Origin of the sequence: Paenibacillus vini (assembly GCF_018403325.1) — a bacterium.
In the GTDB taxonomy this organism is placed as follows: Bacteria; Bacillota; Bacilli; order Paenibacillales; family Paenibacillaceae; genus Fontibacillus; species Fontibacillus vini.
In genome coordinates this window covers 300,276-317,490 of sequence record NZ_BOSL01000001.1, presented here as the reverse complement: position 1 = coordinate 317,490, position 17,215 = coordinate 300,276, and the positions used below count along the sequence as shown (strand labels likewise).

Here is a 17,215-nt window from a genome sequence, read left to right as displayed (position 1 = left end):
ACACCATAATCCATTCAAAAATGGAGCAAGATTTGGGGCAAAGCTATCGATTAAGATAGAATCGTTATTGAAGCCTGAAAGGAGATTTGCCAGATATGAACTTAATGGAACTGCGTCAGCAATTCGAAGCCGACAAACGTATTTACGAAAGCGCCAAGCTTGTCTTCCGCGGAGTCGACGGCTTCGATGTCTACAATCCTTCGATACCGTTTGAGTGGAACGGCAAACGCTACATTTACGGACGCGTGGAAAGACGCCATGAGTGGGCAAGGTCTTGGGTTCGCTTGTTCGAGCAGAGCGGTCCCGACGAGTGGACAGCCGTGCCGGATACGATGATTTATCAGCTTGAAGACCCTTATATTAGCGTAATCGACAAACAAATCGTATTGGGCGGAACGCATGTCCGCAACAAGCAGGGACGGCTCGATACGTTCTACGGATATTTCTACAAAGGCCGCGATCTTCATGATCTGTACTACTTCACGACCGGACCGGATTATATGAAGGACATTCGGCTCGTAGAGCTTCAGGACGGCAAAATCGGCGTCTTCTCGCGGCCGCGCGGCGAAGAGGTGCGCAAGGAATTCGGAAGCGAATCCTTGGTGGGATTTACCGTCATCGACAGCCTCGACGACTTGTCTCCGGAAGTCATCGAGAACGCTCCTTATATCCGCGGACTGTTCCAAAAGGATGAGTGGGGCGGCTGCAACCAGGCCTACTTGCTCGAGAGCGGGAAGATCGGCGTCATCGGCCATATCTGCTATGCGCAAGGTGATACATCGACCTATATGAACATGGCTTTCGTGGTGGACCCGCAGGCCAACCAATTCTCGGATTTGAAAATCATCGGCACCCGTTCTTGTTATCCGGATGGACCCGCCAAGAAGCTGCACCTGACCGATTGCGCGTTCACCGCCGGCATCGAAATGCGTTCCGACGGCAAGGTCAACCTGTACAGCGGTATCGGCGATACCGAAGCTGGCCGTATCGTTATCGACTACCCGTTCGAGAAGGAAGGCGCCATCGTAACCTTCTAAACGAAATACTCAAGCATCGAGCTGCCAGATTGCCCGGCGGCTCGTTTTTGTCGTTGACGGCGCAATGGCTCTCAAGTAAGGTATCCTTCATATTGCAAGGCAAGGTATCCACCTTCATTCAAGTTATTATGATAAGTAAAACAAAACACATACTTTGTTCGACCTCATAGTAATACAGACGTTCACAAAATTCAAACCTTTTATCTCATTCCACTCCCTTTTCTGCCTGATTTCTGAAAATAACCTACCTTTTCGACAAAACTTTTTCCCGGATACGCTCCAAGTACGTATACTTTTTAAAACAATATGCGCTATAATTGAGGAAATGTTTAATACGAGGTGAACCTACTTGAGCAAGAAGGACTTGGCTCTGCCAAAGTACCAGATGGTGAAAGACTATGTCTTATCCCAGATCGAGAATCAGGAATTTACGAAGGACGACCGGATTCCCAGCGAGTCGGAATTTTCCAAGCTGTTGGATGTCAGCTCCATCACCGTCCGCAAGGCGCTGTCGGAGCTGGTGAACGAGGGCGTGATCTACCGCGTCAGAGGGAAGGGAAGCTTCGTGGCCAGCCAAGCGGCCGTCCCGGAAAAAACCTCCAATCTGGTGGCCTTCGTCATCTCCGGCATCGACCTGTACGATAGTTCGTATATGCAAATCATGAGGGGTATTCAATCCTTTCTGGGCAAGCAGGGCTGCAAACTGATCATCGAATTCGTGGAGAACGACTTCGACCAGGAACGGGAGCTCGTTTTGGAGCTGATTCAAACGGAACTAAGGGGAATCCTCATCTATTCCTCCAATCCAGAAGCGGCGAAGGGCTATCTCGGAGAAATTCGCAAAAAAGCGATCCCGTTCGTGATGCTTGACCGTTCCCCTTCCGGCTATCCGGTTAACGTCGTCACCTGCAACAACCACGACGGAGCTTATGAAGCCGTAGAATACTTAATAAAGCAAGGTCATCGCCAAATCGGATTCGCAGCTTACGACTACCACCTGAGCCCGGAGGTTGACAGATACAACGGTTATTACAACGCTATGTCGAATGCGTCCCTTCCGATCCCCGAATCGCTCTTGTTTCTGGACAAGGAATTGGACTACGCCGCGCTGGCGCGCCTTATCCAAACCGGGGAGCTGACCGCCCTGTTCTGCGCCAACGACAAGCGGGCCCTGGAGGCAATCGAACAGCTCACCGCGCTCGACATTCGGATCCCCGAACAAGTATCCCTCATGGGCTTTGACGATTTCGAAAGCTCCAAATTCGCCAAGGTAGCTTTGAGCACAGTGAAGCAATATTTCGACGTTCTTGGCTACGAAAGCGCCAAGCTGTTGTTCGAAATTACCGAAGGCTCGTCTTACGGCAACAAGAAGGTCATGTTGCCTACAAGTTTGGTGATACGGGATACGATTAAGGCAGTTTGAGGGCTGTCGTTGTCTCCCTCCCATAAGAAGGACAACCTCAAGGAAAATGTCATTAAGTTAAGGCGCAAGGCCAAAAATCAGGAAGGAGCAGGTTATCGAAAAATAGATAGCCTGCTCTTTTTTGTGCGAAAGAAGAAATAGCAACTGACATATAGATGAAAATGTGTGGTGAAGCCCCTTGGAAAACGAGGTGGTTACGCCAAAGAATGAGTACGCGATTTCACTAAAACAAACATTTTGAAAGCGGGTATTCTATCCGATTTGTTTGGTTGTACCCTTTTTTATGCTTGCAACAAAAACAAACGACACAGGGCTTTTTCCTATGCCGTTCCACTTTTCATTTTATTCCCAGTCTTATCTTTGAACTTAACTTAATGATGTTACCGGTCGGTTGCTCTTTTTGCTATGAGGCATATTCTTTATCAGGTTCCGCAAAAGGTACGGTAAGCACAGTTCGATTCCGGTGGCAATTCGGCGTACTCGGCTTGCTCAGGGGAATGCGCGTAGGGGTGGGAAAGCACTTGGAGCAACCGCTCCATCAAGTTGTAGTCCCCTTGCTTCTCAGCAGCCGCAAGCGCTTCTTCTACCCGGTGATTGCGGGGAATGACCGCCGGATTGCTGCTGCGCATTAGCTGCTGACGGGCAGCTTCGTCCTCCGGCTGGCGACCGAGCCTCGCTTCCCAGCGCTCCCGCCAGCGGGAGAAGTCCTCGGAATCAAACAGGCCTTCGCCCTTCATTTTGCCTAGCGTCAGCGCCACGAACGTGTTGGTGTAGTCCGCCTGGTGTTCTTGCATCAGGCGGAGGAGGTCCGTGATCAGCGTCTCATCCTCCGGTTCTTCATGGAACAGGCCCAGCTTCGATCTCATTCCCGCCAGCCATTTCCGGTGAAACGCCTCGGCAAATCCCTTCATGGCATCCTCGGCGGCTTTGACCGCTTTCTCCTCGTCGTCATCCAGCAGCGGTAAAAGACTTTCAGCCAATCTCGCCAGGTTCCACGCGGCAATCTTCGGTTGATTGCCATAGGCGTAGCGGCCATGGCGATCAATGGAACTGAACACCGTTGCCGGATCATAAGTATCCATGAAAGCGCACGGACCATAATCGATGGTCTCCCCGCTAAGAGTCATGTTATCGGTGTTCATTACGCCGTGCACGAATCCCACGAGCTGCCATTGGGCGATTAACCCCGCTTGGCGCTCGATTACCATTTTTAGCAGGGCAAGATAACGGTGATCTTCCTTCTCTGCCTCGGGATAATGCCTTTGAATCGTATAATCCGCCAAGGCCCGGAGATCGTCAATTCCCCGTTGCCGGGCGTACTGAAACGTGCCGACCCGAATATGGCTGGCTGCCACACGGGTCAGGATCGCACCGGGAAGATCCTGCTCCCGGATCACGGGCTGCCCGGTCGATACCACCGACAGGCTTCGCGTTGTGGGAATGCCCAGAGCGTGCATCGCTTCGCTGATAATATATTCTCGCAGCATCGGCCCAAGCGCTGCCCAGCCGTCGCCCGAACGGGAATAAGGCGTTCTTCCCGCGCCCTTTAACTGAATATCGACCCGCTCGCCCGATGGGGTGATGTGCTCACCCAACAGTATGGCCCGGCCGTCGCCCAGCATCGCGAAGTAGCCGTATTGGTGACCGGCATAGGCCTGGGCCAGCGGCAACGCCCCCTCCGGCACCTTATTGCCCGCCAGCGCCGCCACGCCGTCCTCGCTTTGCAGCGCCTCTGCGTCCAGGCCGAGCGACTCGGCCAAAGAGCGATTCAACATCGCCATCTTCGGCGACCGTACCGGGGTTGGAGAAAGCTTGGCAAAAAAAGATTCCGGCAAAGTAGCGTAACTGTTATCGAATTTCCAGCCTGCATCCGTTGTTTTTTGCATCCTAGATTCTCCTTCTCTTTGTCCATCATTATCTTATATTTTAGTTTTTTCCAAGGCATAAAACAAAATGCAATATCCAAGGCAGAAAAAACAAAGAAGGAGAGGACCTGTTCAGGACCCTCTCCTTGTGTTTCAACAGCGTCTCGGTCAGCTTTGGCTCTGGTCCGTCGTCTCGGTACCGGACGGCGCCTTCATGCCTTGGCCGCCTCGCGGTCCACCGCCGCCTTGGCCTCGACCGCCTCCGCCTCCGCCAAACCCGCCTCCGCCGGTGGTAACGCCCGACTCGTTGACGTAAGTGACGGCGTCACCCAGCGTAAAGCTGACAATTTTCGTGCCGCCCTCCAGCTTGCCGCCTTGGACCAGCCCATTTTTGACTTGTCCCGTTGACGTTCCGCCCGTGTAAATCGTATAGGTCTCGCCGGACTTCAGTTCCGGCGCGGAAATCACGATGCTCTGGATCGATTTCTCCGGAGTAAAGCTCAGCACAGGCGTGCCTTTGCTATCCGCCAGCGTAACCAATGTACCTGCTTCCAGGGTCCCCGGGAAGGTCATCAGTAGGGAACGCTGGGAGGAAGACTCCGACGGCGCTTGCGCCATGCCCGAGCTGCCTGCGGCTACAAGTAAACCTCCGGTCTGTTCAAACGTGCCGTCGTAGTCGAGACTGCCGTTGCCGCCGTTCGTCGGTCCGTTCACGATTGCGGTCCCGCCGGACATGGTGATGGAACCGTTGGAATCCAGTCCGTCGCCAGCCGCGTTGACGGTGAGATATCCGCCGCTGATGGCCAGCTTCGCATTACCTGCAGCCCCTGGACCTCGGCCTCCCGCTTCCGTAGTGGTCGTCGCGTCACTACCCTCGGTAGTATTCACGCCATCATCACTGGCCACGACATGAACCTCGCCGCCGGAAATGGCGATCTCCGCGCTCTCAATCCCTTCATAGCTCTTCGTGATGTCCACCGTGCCGCCGGAAATCGCAATCGAAGTTTCGGCGTGCAGCGCGTCGTCGCCGGTCGCCAGGCTCAATTCTCCGCCGGCAATGCAGAGACTTCCGTTGCTGTGGACCGCATCATCCGCAGAATCGACCTTAATCGTACCGTTATTGATTACAATGGCTGTCGCCGCTTTAATTCCCTTAGCGCTAGTCGATTCGCTTTCTTCAGTTGTTGAAGCAGCATCGGTTTCCGTTTGAGCCGTGTCCGTGGTTGCAGCCTCAGGTTTAGAAGAGCCGGCCTGCGCTTGATCTTGGGCTCCGAAGCCAGGGCGCTGCATCCGCTCTTCTTGATGCGGTGCGGCTTTGGCGCTTCCTCCGCCCGTCACCAGACTAAAGGTGCCGCCCTCGATCAGCATCGAGGCTGCCGACTGGAGCCCGTCATTGCCGGATTCGATATGGAACGTACCGCCTTCAATGACGAGATTGCCCTTGCCATCCTCACTGTCATTGGTCGTCTTGATCCCGTCCCCGCCGGCTTGAATGGTGATGTCGCCTTCCTTGACAGCAGCCACATCGCGGCCAAGGAGGCCGTCATCGGCAGCCGTAACCTCGAGCGTGCCGCTAACGATTTTCAAATCATCCTTACTGGCGACGCCATCTTTGTAATTGCCTTGAACGCTTAGCTTGCCCGTACCATTGATGGTTAAATCGTCTTTGCTGTAAATGGCCGCCGTCAGCTCTTCTTCCGAAGCAGCATAGGTCTTGCCGTCAGAGACTTCATTGTTCGTTCCTTCAGCCAGCGTCAGAATCGTCTTGTCCGCACTCTTCACCACGATCGCCGAGCTGGCGGAATTGTGGACTTGCGCACCGTTCAACACCAGATGCACGACATCGTCGTCTCCGGCATCGACCACAACGCTGCCCTCATCCAGCTTGCCGCTCAGCACGTAGGTACCGGCTGCGGAGATGGTGACGGTCCCGCCTTGCGCTTTGGCCCCCGAACCGCTTACCGTAGCGGATGAACCGTTCATGTTAATGGATGTCGCCTTATCCGCGCTCCAATCGGCATTCGTATCGTTCTCATCGTATTTCACCAGATCGTCCAGCTTCAGGCTGGCCAATTGTACGTTTGCCGTGTTGCCTGTACCTGTCGTCGTTGAATTTACATCGATGGAAGATTCGTTTGCATCGTTCGTAGAACCTGCAAGCGTGGTCGTGCTGCATCCCGACGCCAGCAGGGCGGACAGAAGCAGAAATGCGGCGGCTTTAACGTTATAAGAATTTTTCATGGTTTTAACCTCTTTTCTCTTCTCATTAATATTCCTGCATGGCAGGATTCATCGTAAGCGTGATATCCAGATTGCCGTTGCGGGTCCGGATCGCGTCCAAAAAATCTTTCTGATTCGTGGCCGGACCCAGGTTGACGGCGTATACGAGTTCATACAGACTGCCCAACTCGGTGGTTTTGACTTTCCTCAGTTCATATGCGACGCTATGCTGGCGGAATACCTCGTCGAAGGCTTCCTCGTATCCCAGATTCTCCGGGATGGTTACTTTCAAGGTTTTTTGCGAGTCTTTTCTCATGCCGAATTTAATCACCTTCAGAACATACATCAGCACGCAAAGTACAACTGTGAACAGCACGGCATAACCAAAAGCTCCAACGCCGGCGGACAATCCGGCCGCCATGGAGAACAGGACGTAGGATATATCCTTGGAATCGCCCGGCGCACTGCGGAACCGGATGATGGAGAACGCCCCTGCCAAGCTAAAGGCCCTTGCAATGTTGCTGCCGATCAGCAGGATGATGATCGCCACGATTGCGGGAAGAATCATCATGGTCAGCGTGAAGCTTTGGGAGTAGGCCGGCTGGGTTTTCATATAAGTGAAGCTGATGATGGCGCCCAGCACGATGGCGATCGCCAAGGTAATAAGGGCATGCGATAAAGATAAGGTAGTATCCGTAGCAGCGGTTGAATTAAAAATGGACTCGATCATAAAACAATTCTCTCCCTTTCCGTAACAGATGCCTTATTATTGCGTATCGATTTTTTGTACTCATTGCCATATTTCGAGAAGCTTGTACGGTACATCTGATGCTCAGACAGCATCCTGGACAGCCATACCGGCATGGTCTTCTCGGCTTTAACCTCCATTAGCCATTGGCCCCGTTCCAGCAGTTGCTCGCCGTAACCCCCGGCTTCCAGCTTCAGATCATGACGCCGTGACCGGATGTTCGTATCAAACGTAATCCGCAGATCCCGGTTTCCCTTGCAAAAGAGTGCGATCCGGTCATAAGCCAGGTATACCATCGGCTGCAGCTCGTACCGGCTCAGGAAATATTCGATCTCCTGCATGACCTGCCGGTTCATGCCTTTCCGATAAGCGGGCGCCTGGCCCGTCCGGACAAATTCGTAAGCCTCATTCAGCTTTAGCGCCGTTCTTCTTTTGTTGACCAGGCCGAACACCTTTTTCTTCAGCTCCAGATAAACCTTGTCCTCGCACCCCGGCACTCCATAAGAACGGATCCTCAGCTTTTCCCGGTATTTGGGCTTGGCCAGGCTGGTGCGGATGAGGGAGTGATGCTCCGAGTCATAATATAAATTGCTGATCGTGTAGAACTTGTCATCCTTGTTGTTTTCATCCGGTTCCATATATGCCATCAGATCATTGTAGATGTTGTAGAATGCCTTGGTATCCATCAGATATTTGTTCTCATAACGGTTAAATACTTCAATCGCCATTCTTCATGCTCCTTTCCTTCGCTTTGGCTCTCGCTTGCTTCCATGTCTTTATCTTACAACCCCAACCTTTAACGAAACTTAAAAAGGTTGTTCAAAAAGTCATCTTTCCACGACGAAGCAGTTCATGATGAGGATTCGACGTCGAATCTTGAATTCAGCCGGGCCTTTCGTTGCTCACGTACCTTCTGTACGCTCCGCTACTCAGTCCCTAGCTTCATCCAACCTTCTTGGTCCTGATAACCTGACTTTTTGAACTCGCACTTAACCTATGATCCACAAAAAAATTGCCGGGCCCCGGCCGGTTGATGCTATCATTAAGTACATGTTCAAAGGGTCACTGTTGGAGTGACTTTTGGACAACTTCATTAAGATTGATTAAAGGTTTCCTTCCTATAATGAACTTACATAGCCACACAAAATGAAGGAACGAAGGAGAACAACATCCCATGCGCATCTTAATCGTCGAAGATGAAGTGCATCTTGCCGAGGCACTGACTCAAATATTGAAGAAGAACAATTACTCCGTCGACACCGTCCATGACGGCCGGTCCGGATTGGACAATGCCCTCAGCGGAATCTATGATTTGCTGCTGCTGGACATCATGCTGCCCGAGATGGACGGAATCACTTTGTTGAAGACGATCCGCTCCGAGGGAATCGCCACACCCGTCATCATGCTCACCGCCAAGGGCGAAATTTCGGACAAAATCTCCGGCCTGGATTACGGCGCCGACGACTACGTCGCCAAGCCGTTCTCGACCGGCGAGCTGCTGGCCCGCATCCGGGCAGCCTTAAGACGTAAAGGCGAGGTCGTTCCCGACGACAGCCTCAAGTTTGGAGACATCGAATTGAATACCTCAACCTTGAAGCTGAGCTGTAACGGGAAAGAGCTGAAGCTGATTTTGAAGGAAAGCGAGCTGCTGGAACTGCTGATGACGAGAAAGCAGGCGGTAACGTCCAAGGAGCAGATCATCGAGAAATTATGGGGTTTCGATTCCGAAGCGGAGTATAACAATGTGGAAGTGTATATTTCATTTTTGCGGAAAAAGCTGACCTTTCTGAACGCCTCCGTCAAGATTCATACGATCCGGGGCGTAGGCTACGTGCTGGAGGTGATCTCCTGATGTTCAAGAAACTTCGCAACCGGTTCCTGCTCATGAATATGGTCATCATTTCGATTATCATGCTCGTCGCCTTTACGGCCATTTACACGATTACGTATCAAGACGTGCGCCGGGATATCGGGATAGAGCTTCAGCAGGTTTCAGAGTTCTACCGGAAACCTGGCGGAAATCTCGACAAGGGCGGCATGGGCATGGGAGGCGGTATGTCCGGTGGAATGGGCGGCATCGTCACCGATAAGGAAGAGACCGGCCAAAGCATGCAGCAAATGCCGGGAGACCGGGCCCGCCGCTCGTCGCGGGGACAGAATCCTCCCCCCGAGCTCTCCGTCTCGTTTGCGCTGCAAACGGACCGGGACTGGAACCTGTTATCGGTCAATTCCCGCTTCGATATGGATGATGAATTCTATGAGCTCGCGAAGGAGAAGGCCGATCTCCATCCGGCCCTAAACGGCCGGTTCACCCTGGACGGGAAGCAGTGGGCATACACCGTGCAGCAGAGCAAGGACGGGTACTCCGTCGTCTATCTGGATGTTTCCGCCCAGCTCAAAATCCTTACCAATCTGATCTACACCTTTTCCGCAGTGGCTCTGATCATGCTGGTAGTCATCTACTTGACGAGCCGTTATTTTGCCAACCGTTCCATCGCACCCGTCAAAGAAGCCTTCGACAAACAAAAGCGGTTTATCGCCGACGCCTCGCATGAGCTGAAGACGCCGCTTGCGGTCATTAACACCAACGCCGACGTTCTGCTGGCGAACAGCGAAGATACGATAGAGGAACAGGCCAAATGGCTGCATCATATCAAATCGGAAACCGAGCGTATGAAGACGCTGACGAACGACCTGCTATACCTTACGCAAATGGATGATGCCCGCGAGCAAATGATTCATGTCCCGTTCAACCTGAGCGAAGCCGTCGAGAGTATCATTCTTACGATGGAAGCCGTCATATTTGAAAAGGAAATCGATCTTGCCTATGAAATCGAACCCGGCCAGATGTTGACGGGCAACAGTGAGCAGATCAAACAGGTAGTCATGATCCTGCTGGATAATGCGATTAAATACACTCATTCGAAGGGCACCATTGAGCTGTCATTGAAGAAACAGCATAATCATCTGCTGCTAAAGGTGAGCAACACGGGCGAAGGCATCGCCCCCGAGCATCTGGGCAAAATCTTCGACCGCTTCTACCGGGCGGATACCTCCCGCTCCCGCAAGCACGGCGGCTACGGACTCGGACTTGCGATCGCCAAGTCGATCGTGGAGCAGCATAAGGGGAAAATTTACGTGAAAAGCGTACCGGGGGAAACAACGAGTTTTTACGTACAATTGGGCTGAGGATCGGTCGATTATGATTATTCACGGAATTCCCAGCCATGAGGATGACCATTTGATATAATAGCGGCATCGCCGCCAGTGTGCAGACCGGTATAACAAGATGATGGTATAGGAGGATTCGCAAAAGTGGCCGTACTAATCAATCAACAAATTAGAGCATCCGAAGTGGTTCTCACCGGGTTGCGGGGGGAAAATATCGGCATCGTATCCAGATCAGAGGCGCTCGCCATGGCCCGTTCCGCAGGAGCGGACCTGGTCTGCACCTCCCTGATGAGCAGCCCGCCGCCCTGCAGCCTGATGGCGAAAGGCAAGGCAAAAGCGGCCGCCCAGAAGGAATCGGCCGCACGTAAGGGTGATGCCGGCCGGTCAGCCGGTCGCGGCAGCAAGGAAAAAGTGAAGGAGCTTCGCTTCACCGCTCATATCGAGGAACATGATTACGACACGAAGCTGCGCCAGGCGGACAAGCTTCTCCGCTCCGGCAAGCCGGTCCAATGCGTCGTCAAGGCCTCCGGCGCGAAGGAATCCGCCGCAGCCAAAGCAGTCCTGGAGCGGCTGTTGGCCGACCTGAAGGAAGTCGGCGTGAAGGAAACCGGCATCCAAACGAGCGGCAAAGGCTCGCAGGTGAAGGTGAATCCGCGCTAAGGTACGCGCAGCTAGTCATCTAGTCAGCTAGTCATATAGGCGCCACACCACACAGTGCCGGACCCGGCCGGAATCTCTCTATCCAAGCTTAATCGCTTGATACAGATCCTCCGGCCGGGCACGGTATACTTGAAACTTCTGTCCGAAGAAGTCGACCTTCTCCGCGGCGGTAAAACCGATGCGCTTCAAAACCCTTCGTCCGTCATCCGTAATCGCAATAGCGCCAATCTCATCGACGATGATACCTTCGCTCTCCAGACGCCGCAGTTCGTCGGGAATGGCTTGGATCAGCGCTTTGGCATATGCTTTTCGCAACGGATCATGAATGTCGACGATGAAGGATATCAGATAAAGGCAAACATGCCTGGGGGCATCATACGGTAACAGGTGCCGGGGTAATTCTTCTTCCTCCAGCGTACCGCACAGCATGGATTCATAATCATCGCGGGTCAGCGGAAACAGACTGAAAATCCCCTTGATTCCGCCCGATGCCTGCAGCACGTTATAGACCTCATCGTTTATCTGCATATTTCGCTCCACATAGCCTTTATCCACATGCCACTCTTCCGGGTATATTGCATAATTGAGTGCCAGCATACCGTTAATATCGGAGCTCACAGCTTTCCGGACCTTATACAACGAGCTTTCCATGGCTCTCCTCCGTCTCCTTGCCCGGTTCGTACTTCTCAATGATGGAACGATAGAAATTCGATAAATCATTTTCATACAGATTGTACGACCGCTTAATAATCTCCCGTGCTTGTGACGACCGCCCTATAAAATATTCTATGTATTCCTTCCAAGCATCCCAAGTCTGCTTATCGGTCTTGTTCTTGATGATATGTTTGTTGTAAAATTCGCACACCACGTCGAAATAATTTAGGTAATAGTAGATCAGCGCTTCTTTCTTGGCCTTAAGTTCCGGAGTCTCCTCGATCTGATCCGTCAAGGGATGATCATCGTAAATCGTCCACAGCAGAGGATCGGCAATCATCATTTTGTTTACTTCCAGCAGCATCTTCTGATGTTCCTGCTTCGCTGTATTACGGATAGTAATCCGGTTGAAGCGGTAGGTAAAAATCACCGTCAACGCGGTCAAAAAGAATGAAATCATGGATATGGCAAACGATACGGACGAAAGCAATGAAACTCCTCCCTAGCAAAGCTAAAATGGTTAGACATGAAACCCGGCTCCTCGGGTGCATGAGCTAATCTATTCTACCAAAAAAAAGACCAAAAAAAAGACACCCCTTGGGTGCCTTTTCAACTTTATTTTCCGTATAGCCTTTCCGAGCCCGGAATCCTTTGCATTACATTATTGCTCTGCCGGGGAGTGCTCTTTAGCCTGCTCCTTCGTCAAGAACCATCCCGCTACACCGATCACGATCAGAACGATATAGAAGATCAGTTTCCACAGCGTAGAATGGGCAAATTCATAAGGGATAATTCCTACGTCTTCATGCCCTAAAGTCAACACGGCCAGCTTCACGCCGACCCAGCCCACGATGGCGAAGGCGGCAATCTCAAGGCCCGGTCTGGAATGAAGCAGCTTAACGAACAGATTGGCGGCAAACCGCATAATAATGAGTCCAATCAACCCTCCGAGAAATACGACGATGAATTTCCCTCCGTCCATGCCGCCGATCGCCGGAAGCGTGGTGTTCGGAAGTGTCATGGCGAGCGCTACGGCGGCAAGAATGGAGTCTACCGCAAAAGCGATGTCCGCCAGTTCCACTTTAAGCACGGTGGCCCAGAATCCCGACTGCTTCTTTTCTTTCTTTTTCTTACCGGCATCTTTGTTCTTGAACGCCAACTTTCTCACAATATGGTTGATCGAAATAAACAACAGGTATAATGCGCCGATCGCTTGGATCTGCCACACGTCAACCAGGAATGAAATGATGAACAAAGAGGCCAAACGAAATACAAAGGCTCCTACAAGTCCGTAAAATAGCGCCTTCTTCCGGTCCGCTTCGGGAAGATGTTTTACCATGATCGCAAGGACCAGGGCATTATCCGCTGCCAGCAAGCCTTCAAGCGCGACTAACAATAACAGAACCCATCCATACTCGAACAATATCGATAACTCCATATAGTTCCCTCTCTCCTTTAAAATGCCTGTCTTTGGTTTATAATCCCCACAATTCTAAATTTCAAATTCCAAGGTCTGAATTTTGGATACTTGTTGCTTCCTCCCTTCATGGACATGTAATCAGGGAAACAAAAAAACCTTCACCGCACACAATCGGCAAAGGTTTCTATAAACAGAAAAGACCTTCGCCAGTAACAGGCAAAGGTCTTGCTAACAACGAAATTCGTCGCCAACAAAGCCGGGAGATGAATACCTCCGAAATGACGACTTTGTTGTAAAAGCTACTCCCCTTTAGGAAGACTATTAAATTTATTTTAAATATAAGCTATCTACTGGGGATTTGTCAAAGTATCCGGGTCATATTCGCTTAACTTTCCTTCATAGATCAAATCGAGGCGTTCGCTCTGCCTGAAATCATCCGGTGTAACCAGTGCGGGCAGCTTATTCCACAGTTTGATACCTGACCGTTCCAAAATTTCCGCGACGAATTGCGAGCAGAAGTAAGAGTTGCTGAATTCGACCGGTTCTTTGAGCGCAATCCCGATCACGCCGAGAATATTGTATAGATACTTCTTATCCTTACGGATAAAGAGTTGAAGAACCCGCTTCATCTTTTCAACCTCGCGGTCTGTGACACGAAGCTCGTAAATCACGCACGTCGTATTCGGATACTTACTGAATGTACCCGTCTTGAGATCCTCCTTCACGAACCCGCCGTTCAAAGGATTGTTCGGATTCTTCCTGCCGAAGCTGTACAGCTCGGACAGCTCCCGGTTAAAGGAGATCGAGGCGTGATTATAAGGCGCTCTGGTGTAGCCTTGAATCATCTTCGTAAAGAGCGTCCCCGTATTCGTAAGCAAAATAAAGACCGACCGATCAGCTGTCATTACGAAATTTCCCCTTATCAAGATTAGACTATTCCTTCATAATAACATAGGATGCCTTTCAAGGAATCCTACCTGGCAACAAGGAGTGATGAATTGCGCATGAGCAGCTTGCTGATAACGCTGGTCGTGATTTTTATAAGCTTAACGGCCATCCACTCGATTTACTACGGACTGCGCCGGAGTCAGCCGGATAAGGACTACTCCGCCTTTGGCGTCCGACTTAGGACTTGGTGGGGCATGTTCCTGATCTTGTGTCTGGCGACCTTGTTCAATCCGGTCGTGTCCCTTCTGGCCATTATGATCCTTTCTTTCTTCGCTCTAAAAGAGTATTTCGCCATGATCCGGTCCAGAAAGGCCGACCGCCGGCTGTTCCTTTGGGCGTATCTGACGATTCCCGTACAATTTTACTGGATCTATATCGAATGGTACGGGATGTTTATTATCTTCATCCCGGTTTATGTCTTCCTGCTCCTGCCGCTTCCGCGGATGATCAACAAAGGAACGGTGGGCTTCCTGCGCAGCGTCAGCAGGGTCCAATGGGGACTCATGTTGATGGTGTTCGGTCTTAGCCATCTCGCCTACTACCCGTTCGCTACCCCTAAATATGGCGCGGGACTGGTACTCTTTTTGGTCGTGTTGACGACGTTGAATGATATCGTACACTATGTGGCCTCCCTCTACTTCGGTAAGCACAAAATAGTCCCGACCGCCAATCCGTCCCTGACCTGGGAAGGGTTTGCCTTCGCTTTCCCTGTAACGACAGCGGTATCGTATCTGATCTACCCTTACCTGACTCCGCTGGACCCGGCGTTCGGGCTGTTTTCCGGCATGCTGATCAGCTTGAGCGGCTTCTTCGGCAGTCTCACCGTTTCCGTGTTGAAACGGGATTTGCTGATCGGTGATGATGATAAATCCCAGACGCTAAATAAAGGCTACTTAAGCCTGGTCGACACTTTAACTTATACGTCGCCCGTACTTTTCCATGTGATCCGTTATTTCTTTGATTTTATGTAGCCATCGGATTATCCATCGACTCTGGATGAATCGGCAGGAAGGAAATCGGCTGCGCCCAACGAATGGAATATAAGATTAATGAAATCATACTTTAAGAGGTGGACCATGAGACTATCCAGCATTTTAAGCGACGGCATGGTACTGCAAAGAAATTCAGCCATACCCCTATGGGGAATGACCGGTGCCGACCAGACCGTGCAGATCTTTTTTAATGAAAAAGAATACAGCATTCAGAGTGATTCGGGCGGCGTATGGCGGACGACCCTGAAAGAGATGGAAGCGGGCGGCCCGTATGAAATGAGACTCTTATCCGGTGATCAGGAGGTCGTCATTCGGGATATTCTGATAGGCGATGTGTGGGTGCTGGGCGGACAGTCCAACATGGAGCTGCCGATCCGCAGAACGCTCGATTTGCTGGCGGATGAAGTAAAGCAGGTCAACCTGCCGCTGATTCGCCAATTCGCTGTACCTCAAACTTATAATTTCCATGCTCCGCAGCAGGAGTTATCGGGTGGGCAATGGATCGCGGCAACGCAGGAGCATATTCTGAATTTCAGCGCGGCCGGCTTCTTCTTTGCGCGGGAGATCCAGGAGCGTTATGGCGTGCCGGTGGGACTGATTCACGCCGCGGTAGGCGGAACGCCGGTCGAAGCCTGGATCAGCGAGCCAACGCTGCGAGGCCTCGGCGGCTATGAAGACATATTGGATCAATGTAAGGACGACAACTATGTAACCGGTACCAAAGTGAAAGAAGAGGAACGTAACCAAGCCTGGTACGGCCGACTTAACGAGACCGACTTGGGCCTTAAAGAAGGTTGGTTCCGCGACGCGTGGGATACTTCGGATTGGGAAGACTTTGTAGTGCCCGGTTCCTGGTCGGGCAGTGAATTGGAATCGCTGCGCGGCGCCGTCTGGTTCCGAAAGGAATTCGAAGTCCCTGCCTCCCTGGCGGAAAGCGAGGTTCTGCTAAAGCTGGGAACGATCGTGGACGCGGACGATACGTATATTAACGGGGTTTGTATCGGCAATACGGGATACATGTACCCGCCCAGACGCTACCCTGTTCCCGAAGGGCTGTTGAAGCCTGGCGTTAATTCCATTGCCGTTCGCGTGATCAGCACCCAGAGCACCGGGTCCTTCATCAAAGACATGCCTTACAAGCTGGTGGCCGACGGACAGGAGCTGGACTTGGAGGGCGTCTGGAAGTACCGGATCGGCACGGTGACCGAGGCGATGCAGCCCCAAACCTTCTTTCAATATATGTCTTCCGGCGTTTACAACAGCATGATTTCGCCTTTGCGAAACTATCGGATCAAAGGAGCCTTGTGGTATCAGGGAGAATCCAATGCCGGGCAGCCCGCCGGGTACAGCGAGAAGTTTGCCGCCATGGTTGGCGATTGGCGCCGCAACTGGGATATCGGCGAATTTCCGTTTATCTTTACGCAGCTCGCCAATTTAGGCGAGGCGGACGGCCCTCAAACGGATTGGGCCGAGCTCCGGGAGGAGCAAAGAAAGTGCTTGCGAATTCCAGGCACCGCGATGGCGGTTACGTACGATATCGGGGAATATAACGATCTGCATCCCCAGGATAAGAAATCGGTGGGACAGCGGCTTGCGCTTGGGGCCAGAAAAGCCGCCTATGGCGAGGAAAGCCTGGTGTACAGCGGCCCGTTGTTTCATTCGATGGAACGCAGCGGGAATTCCCTGCTTCTTCATTTCGATCAGACCGGGACCGGCCTTACTGTTCGTAATGGAGACAGCGAACTTCGTGGATTCGAAGTGTGTGGTCCGGACGGAACCTTCGTCCCTGCGAAGGCCGCGATCTCCGGCAATACCGTTATCGTTACACACGACAAGATCGACCAGCCGTCCCATGTCCGGTATGCCTGGTCGAATAATCCGGCCAAAGCCAATTTATATAATCGGGAGGGTTTACCGGCCTCGCCGTTCACTAAGAAACTCCGGTATAACTAGAGGCCCCGCCACAGGCAGTGATAGGGCCAACTTCTAACGGACACAGAAGCCGTTAAACCGCGCAAAAATGTAAGTTTGGAATTTTAACGGACATAGGAGCCGCTAAAATGTAGAAATTCGCCCG

Annotated in this window: 15 protein-coding genes; 7 read left to right on the top strand and 8 right to left on the bottom strand. The window is 51.9% G+C overall.

Annotated elements, in window-relative coordinates; all coding sequences use genetic code 11:
* Positions 1-95: 95 nt before the first annotated feature.
* Complete coding sequence (locus KJS57_RS01535; RefSeq protein WP_213653502.1) at positions 96-1,037, top strand: MTP-1 family protein; 942 nt, start codon at positions 96-98, stop codon at positions 1,035-1,037.
* Positions 1,038-1,386: 349 nt separating this feature from the next.
* Positions 1,387-2,460, top strand: a complete 1,074-nt coding sequence (locus KJS57_RS01530; RefSeq protein ID WP_213653501.1) for a substrate-binding domain-containing protein — start codon at positions 1,387-1,389, stop codon at positions 2,458-2,460.
* Positions 2,461-2,882: 422 nt separating this feature from the next.
* On the opposite strand, the gene KJS57_RS01525 is transcribed toward KJS57_RS01530, so the two are convergent.
* The 4 genes from KJS57_RS01525 to KJS57_RS01510 all read right to left on the bottom strand — a co-directional run bounded on the left by KJS57_RS01525 (position 2,883) and on the right by KJS57_RS01510 (position 8,021).
* Positions 2,883-4,346, bottom strand: coding sequence for a protein adenylyltransferase SelO (locus KJS57_RS01525; protein ID WP_213653500.1), 1,464 nt, complete (start codon positions 4,344-4,346; stop codon positions 2,883-2,885).
* A 147-nt stretch (positions 4,347-4,493) separates the two neighbouring features.
* The gene (locus KJS57_RS01520; protein ID WP_213653499.1) at positions 4,494-6,566 is read right to left on the bottom strand and encodes a carbohydrate-binding domain-containing protein; all 2,073 of its coding nucleotides are present in this window, start codon (positions 6,564-6,566) and stop codon (positions 4,494-4,496) included.
* Between the two features lie 25 nt (positions 6,567-6,591).
* Complete coding sequence (locus tag KJS57_RS01515) at positions 6,592-7,275, bottom strand: DUF4956 domain-containing protein (protein ID WP_213653498.1); 684 nt, start codon at positions 7,273-7,275, stop codon at positions 6,592-6,594.
* Positions 7,272-8,021, bottom strand: coding sequence for a polyphosphate polymerase domain-containing protein (locus KJS57_RS01510; RefSeq protein WP_213653497.1), 750 nt, complete (start codon positions 8,019-8,021; stop codon positions 7,272-7,274). The genes KJS57_RS01515 and KJS57_RS01510 overlap by 4 nt, the downstream gene beginning before the upstream one ends.
* 446 nt (positions 8,022-8,467) lie before the next feature.
* On the opposite strand from KJS57_RS01510, the gene KJS57_RS01505 reads away from it, so the two are divergent.
* From KJS57_RS01505 to infC, 3 genes are all read left to right on the top strand, one after another.
* Positions 8,468-9,145, top strand: coding sequence for a response regulator transcription factor (locus KJS57_RS01505; protein ID WP_211024868.1), 678 nt, complete (start codon positions 8,468-8,470; stop codon positions 9,143-9,145).
* A complete protein-coding gene (locus KJS57_RS01500; protein ID WP_213653496.1) occupies positions 9,145-10,482 on the top strand; it encodes a sensor histidine kinase in 1,338 nt (445 codons plus the stop codon). Before KJS57_RS01505 ends, KJS57_RS01500 begins: the two co-directional genes overlap by 1 nt.
* Before the next feature lie 126 nt (positions 10,483-10,608).
* The gene (infC, locus tag KJS57_RS01495; protein WP_213653495.1) at positions 10,609-11,124 is read left to right on the top strand and encodes a translation initiation factor IF-3; all 516 of its coding nucleotides are present in this window, start codon (positions 10,609-10,611) and stop codon (positions 11,122-11,124) included.
* Between the two features lie 78 nt (positions 11,125-11,202).
* On the opposite strand, the gene KJS57_RS01490 is transcribed toward infC, so the two are convergent.
* The 4 genes from KJS57_RS01490 to KJS57_RS01475 form a co-directional block, all read right to left on the bottom strand.
* Positions 11,203-11,775: a hypothetical protein gene (locus KJS57_RS01490; RefSeq protein WP_213653494.1), complete on the bottom strand. Its 573-nt coding sequence runs from the start codon at positions 11,773-11,775 to the stop codon at positions 11,203-11,205.
* On the bottom strand, positions 11,756-12,268 hold the full coding sequence (locus KJS57_RS01485; RefSeq protein ID WP_211024858.1) for a hypothetical protein: 513 nt from the start codon (positions 12,266-12,268) through the stop codon (positions 11,756-11,758). Before KJS57_RS01485 ends, KJS57_RS01490 begins: the two co-directional genes overlap by 20 nt.
* 171 nt (positions 12,269-12,439) lie before the next feature.
* Positions 12,440-13,216, bottom strand: a complete 777-nt coding sequence (locus tag KJS57_RS01480) for a TerC family protein (protein WP_211024856.1) — start codon at positions 13,214-13,216, stop codon at positions 12,440-12,442.
* Between the two features lie 329 nt (positions 13,217-13,545).
* Positions 13,546-14,103, bottom strand: a complete 558-nt coding sequence (locus tag KJS57_RS01475; RefSeq protein ID WP_213653493.1) for a hypothetical protein — start codon at positions 14,101-14,103, stop codon at positions 13,546-13,548.
* Between the two features lie 99 nt (positions 14,104-14,202).
* On the opposite strand from KJS57_RS01475, the gene KJS57_RS01470 reads away from it, so the two are divergent.
* Positions 14,203-15,117, top strand: coding sequence for a phosphatidate cytidylyltransferase (locus KJS57_RS01470; RefSeq protein ID WP_213653492.1), 915 nt, complete (start codon positions 14,203-14,205; stop codon positions 15,115-15,117).
* A gap of 105 nt (positions 15,118-15,222) precedes the next feature.
* Positions 15,223-17,091: a sialate O-acetylesterase gene (locus tag KJS57_RS01465; protein WP_213653491.1), complete on the top strand. Its 1,869-nt coding sequence runs from the start codon at positions 15,223-15,225 to the stop codon at positions 17,089-17,091.
* Positions 17,092-17,215 lie beyond the last annotated feature (124 nt).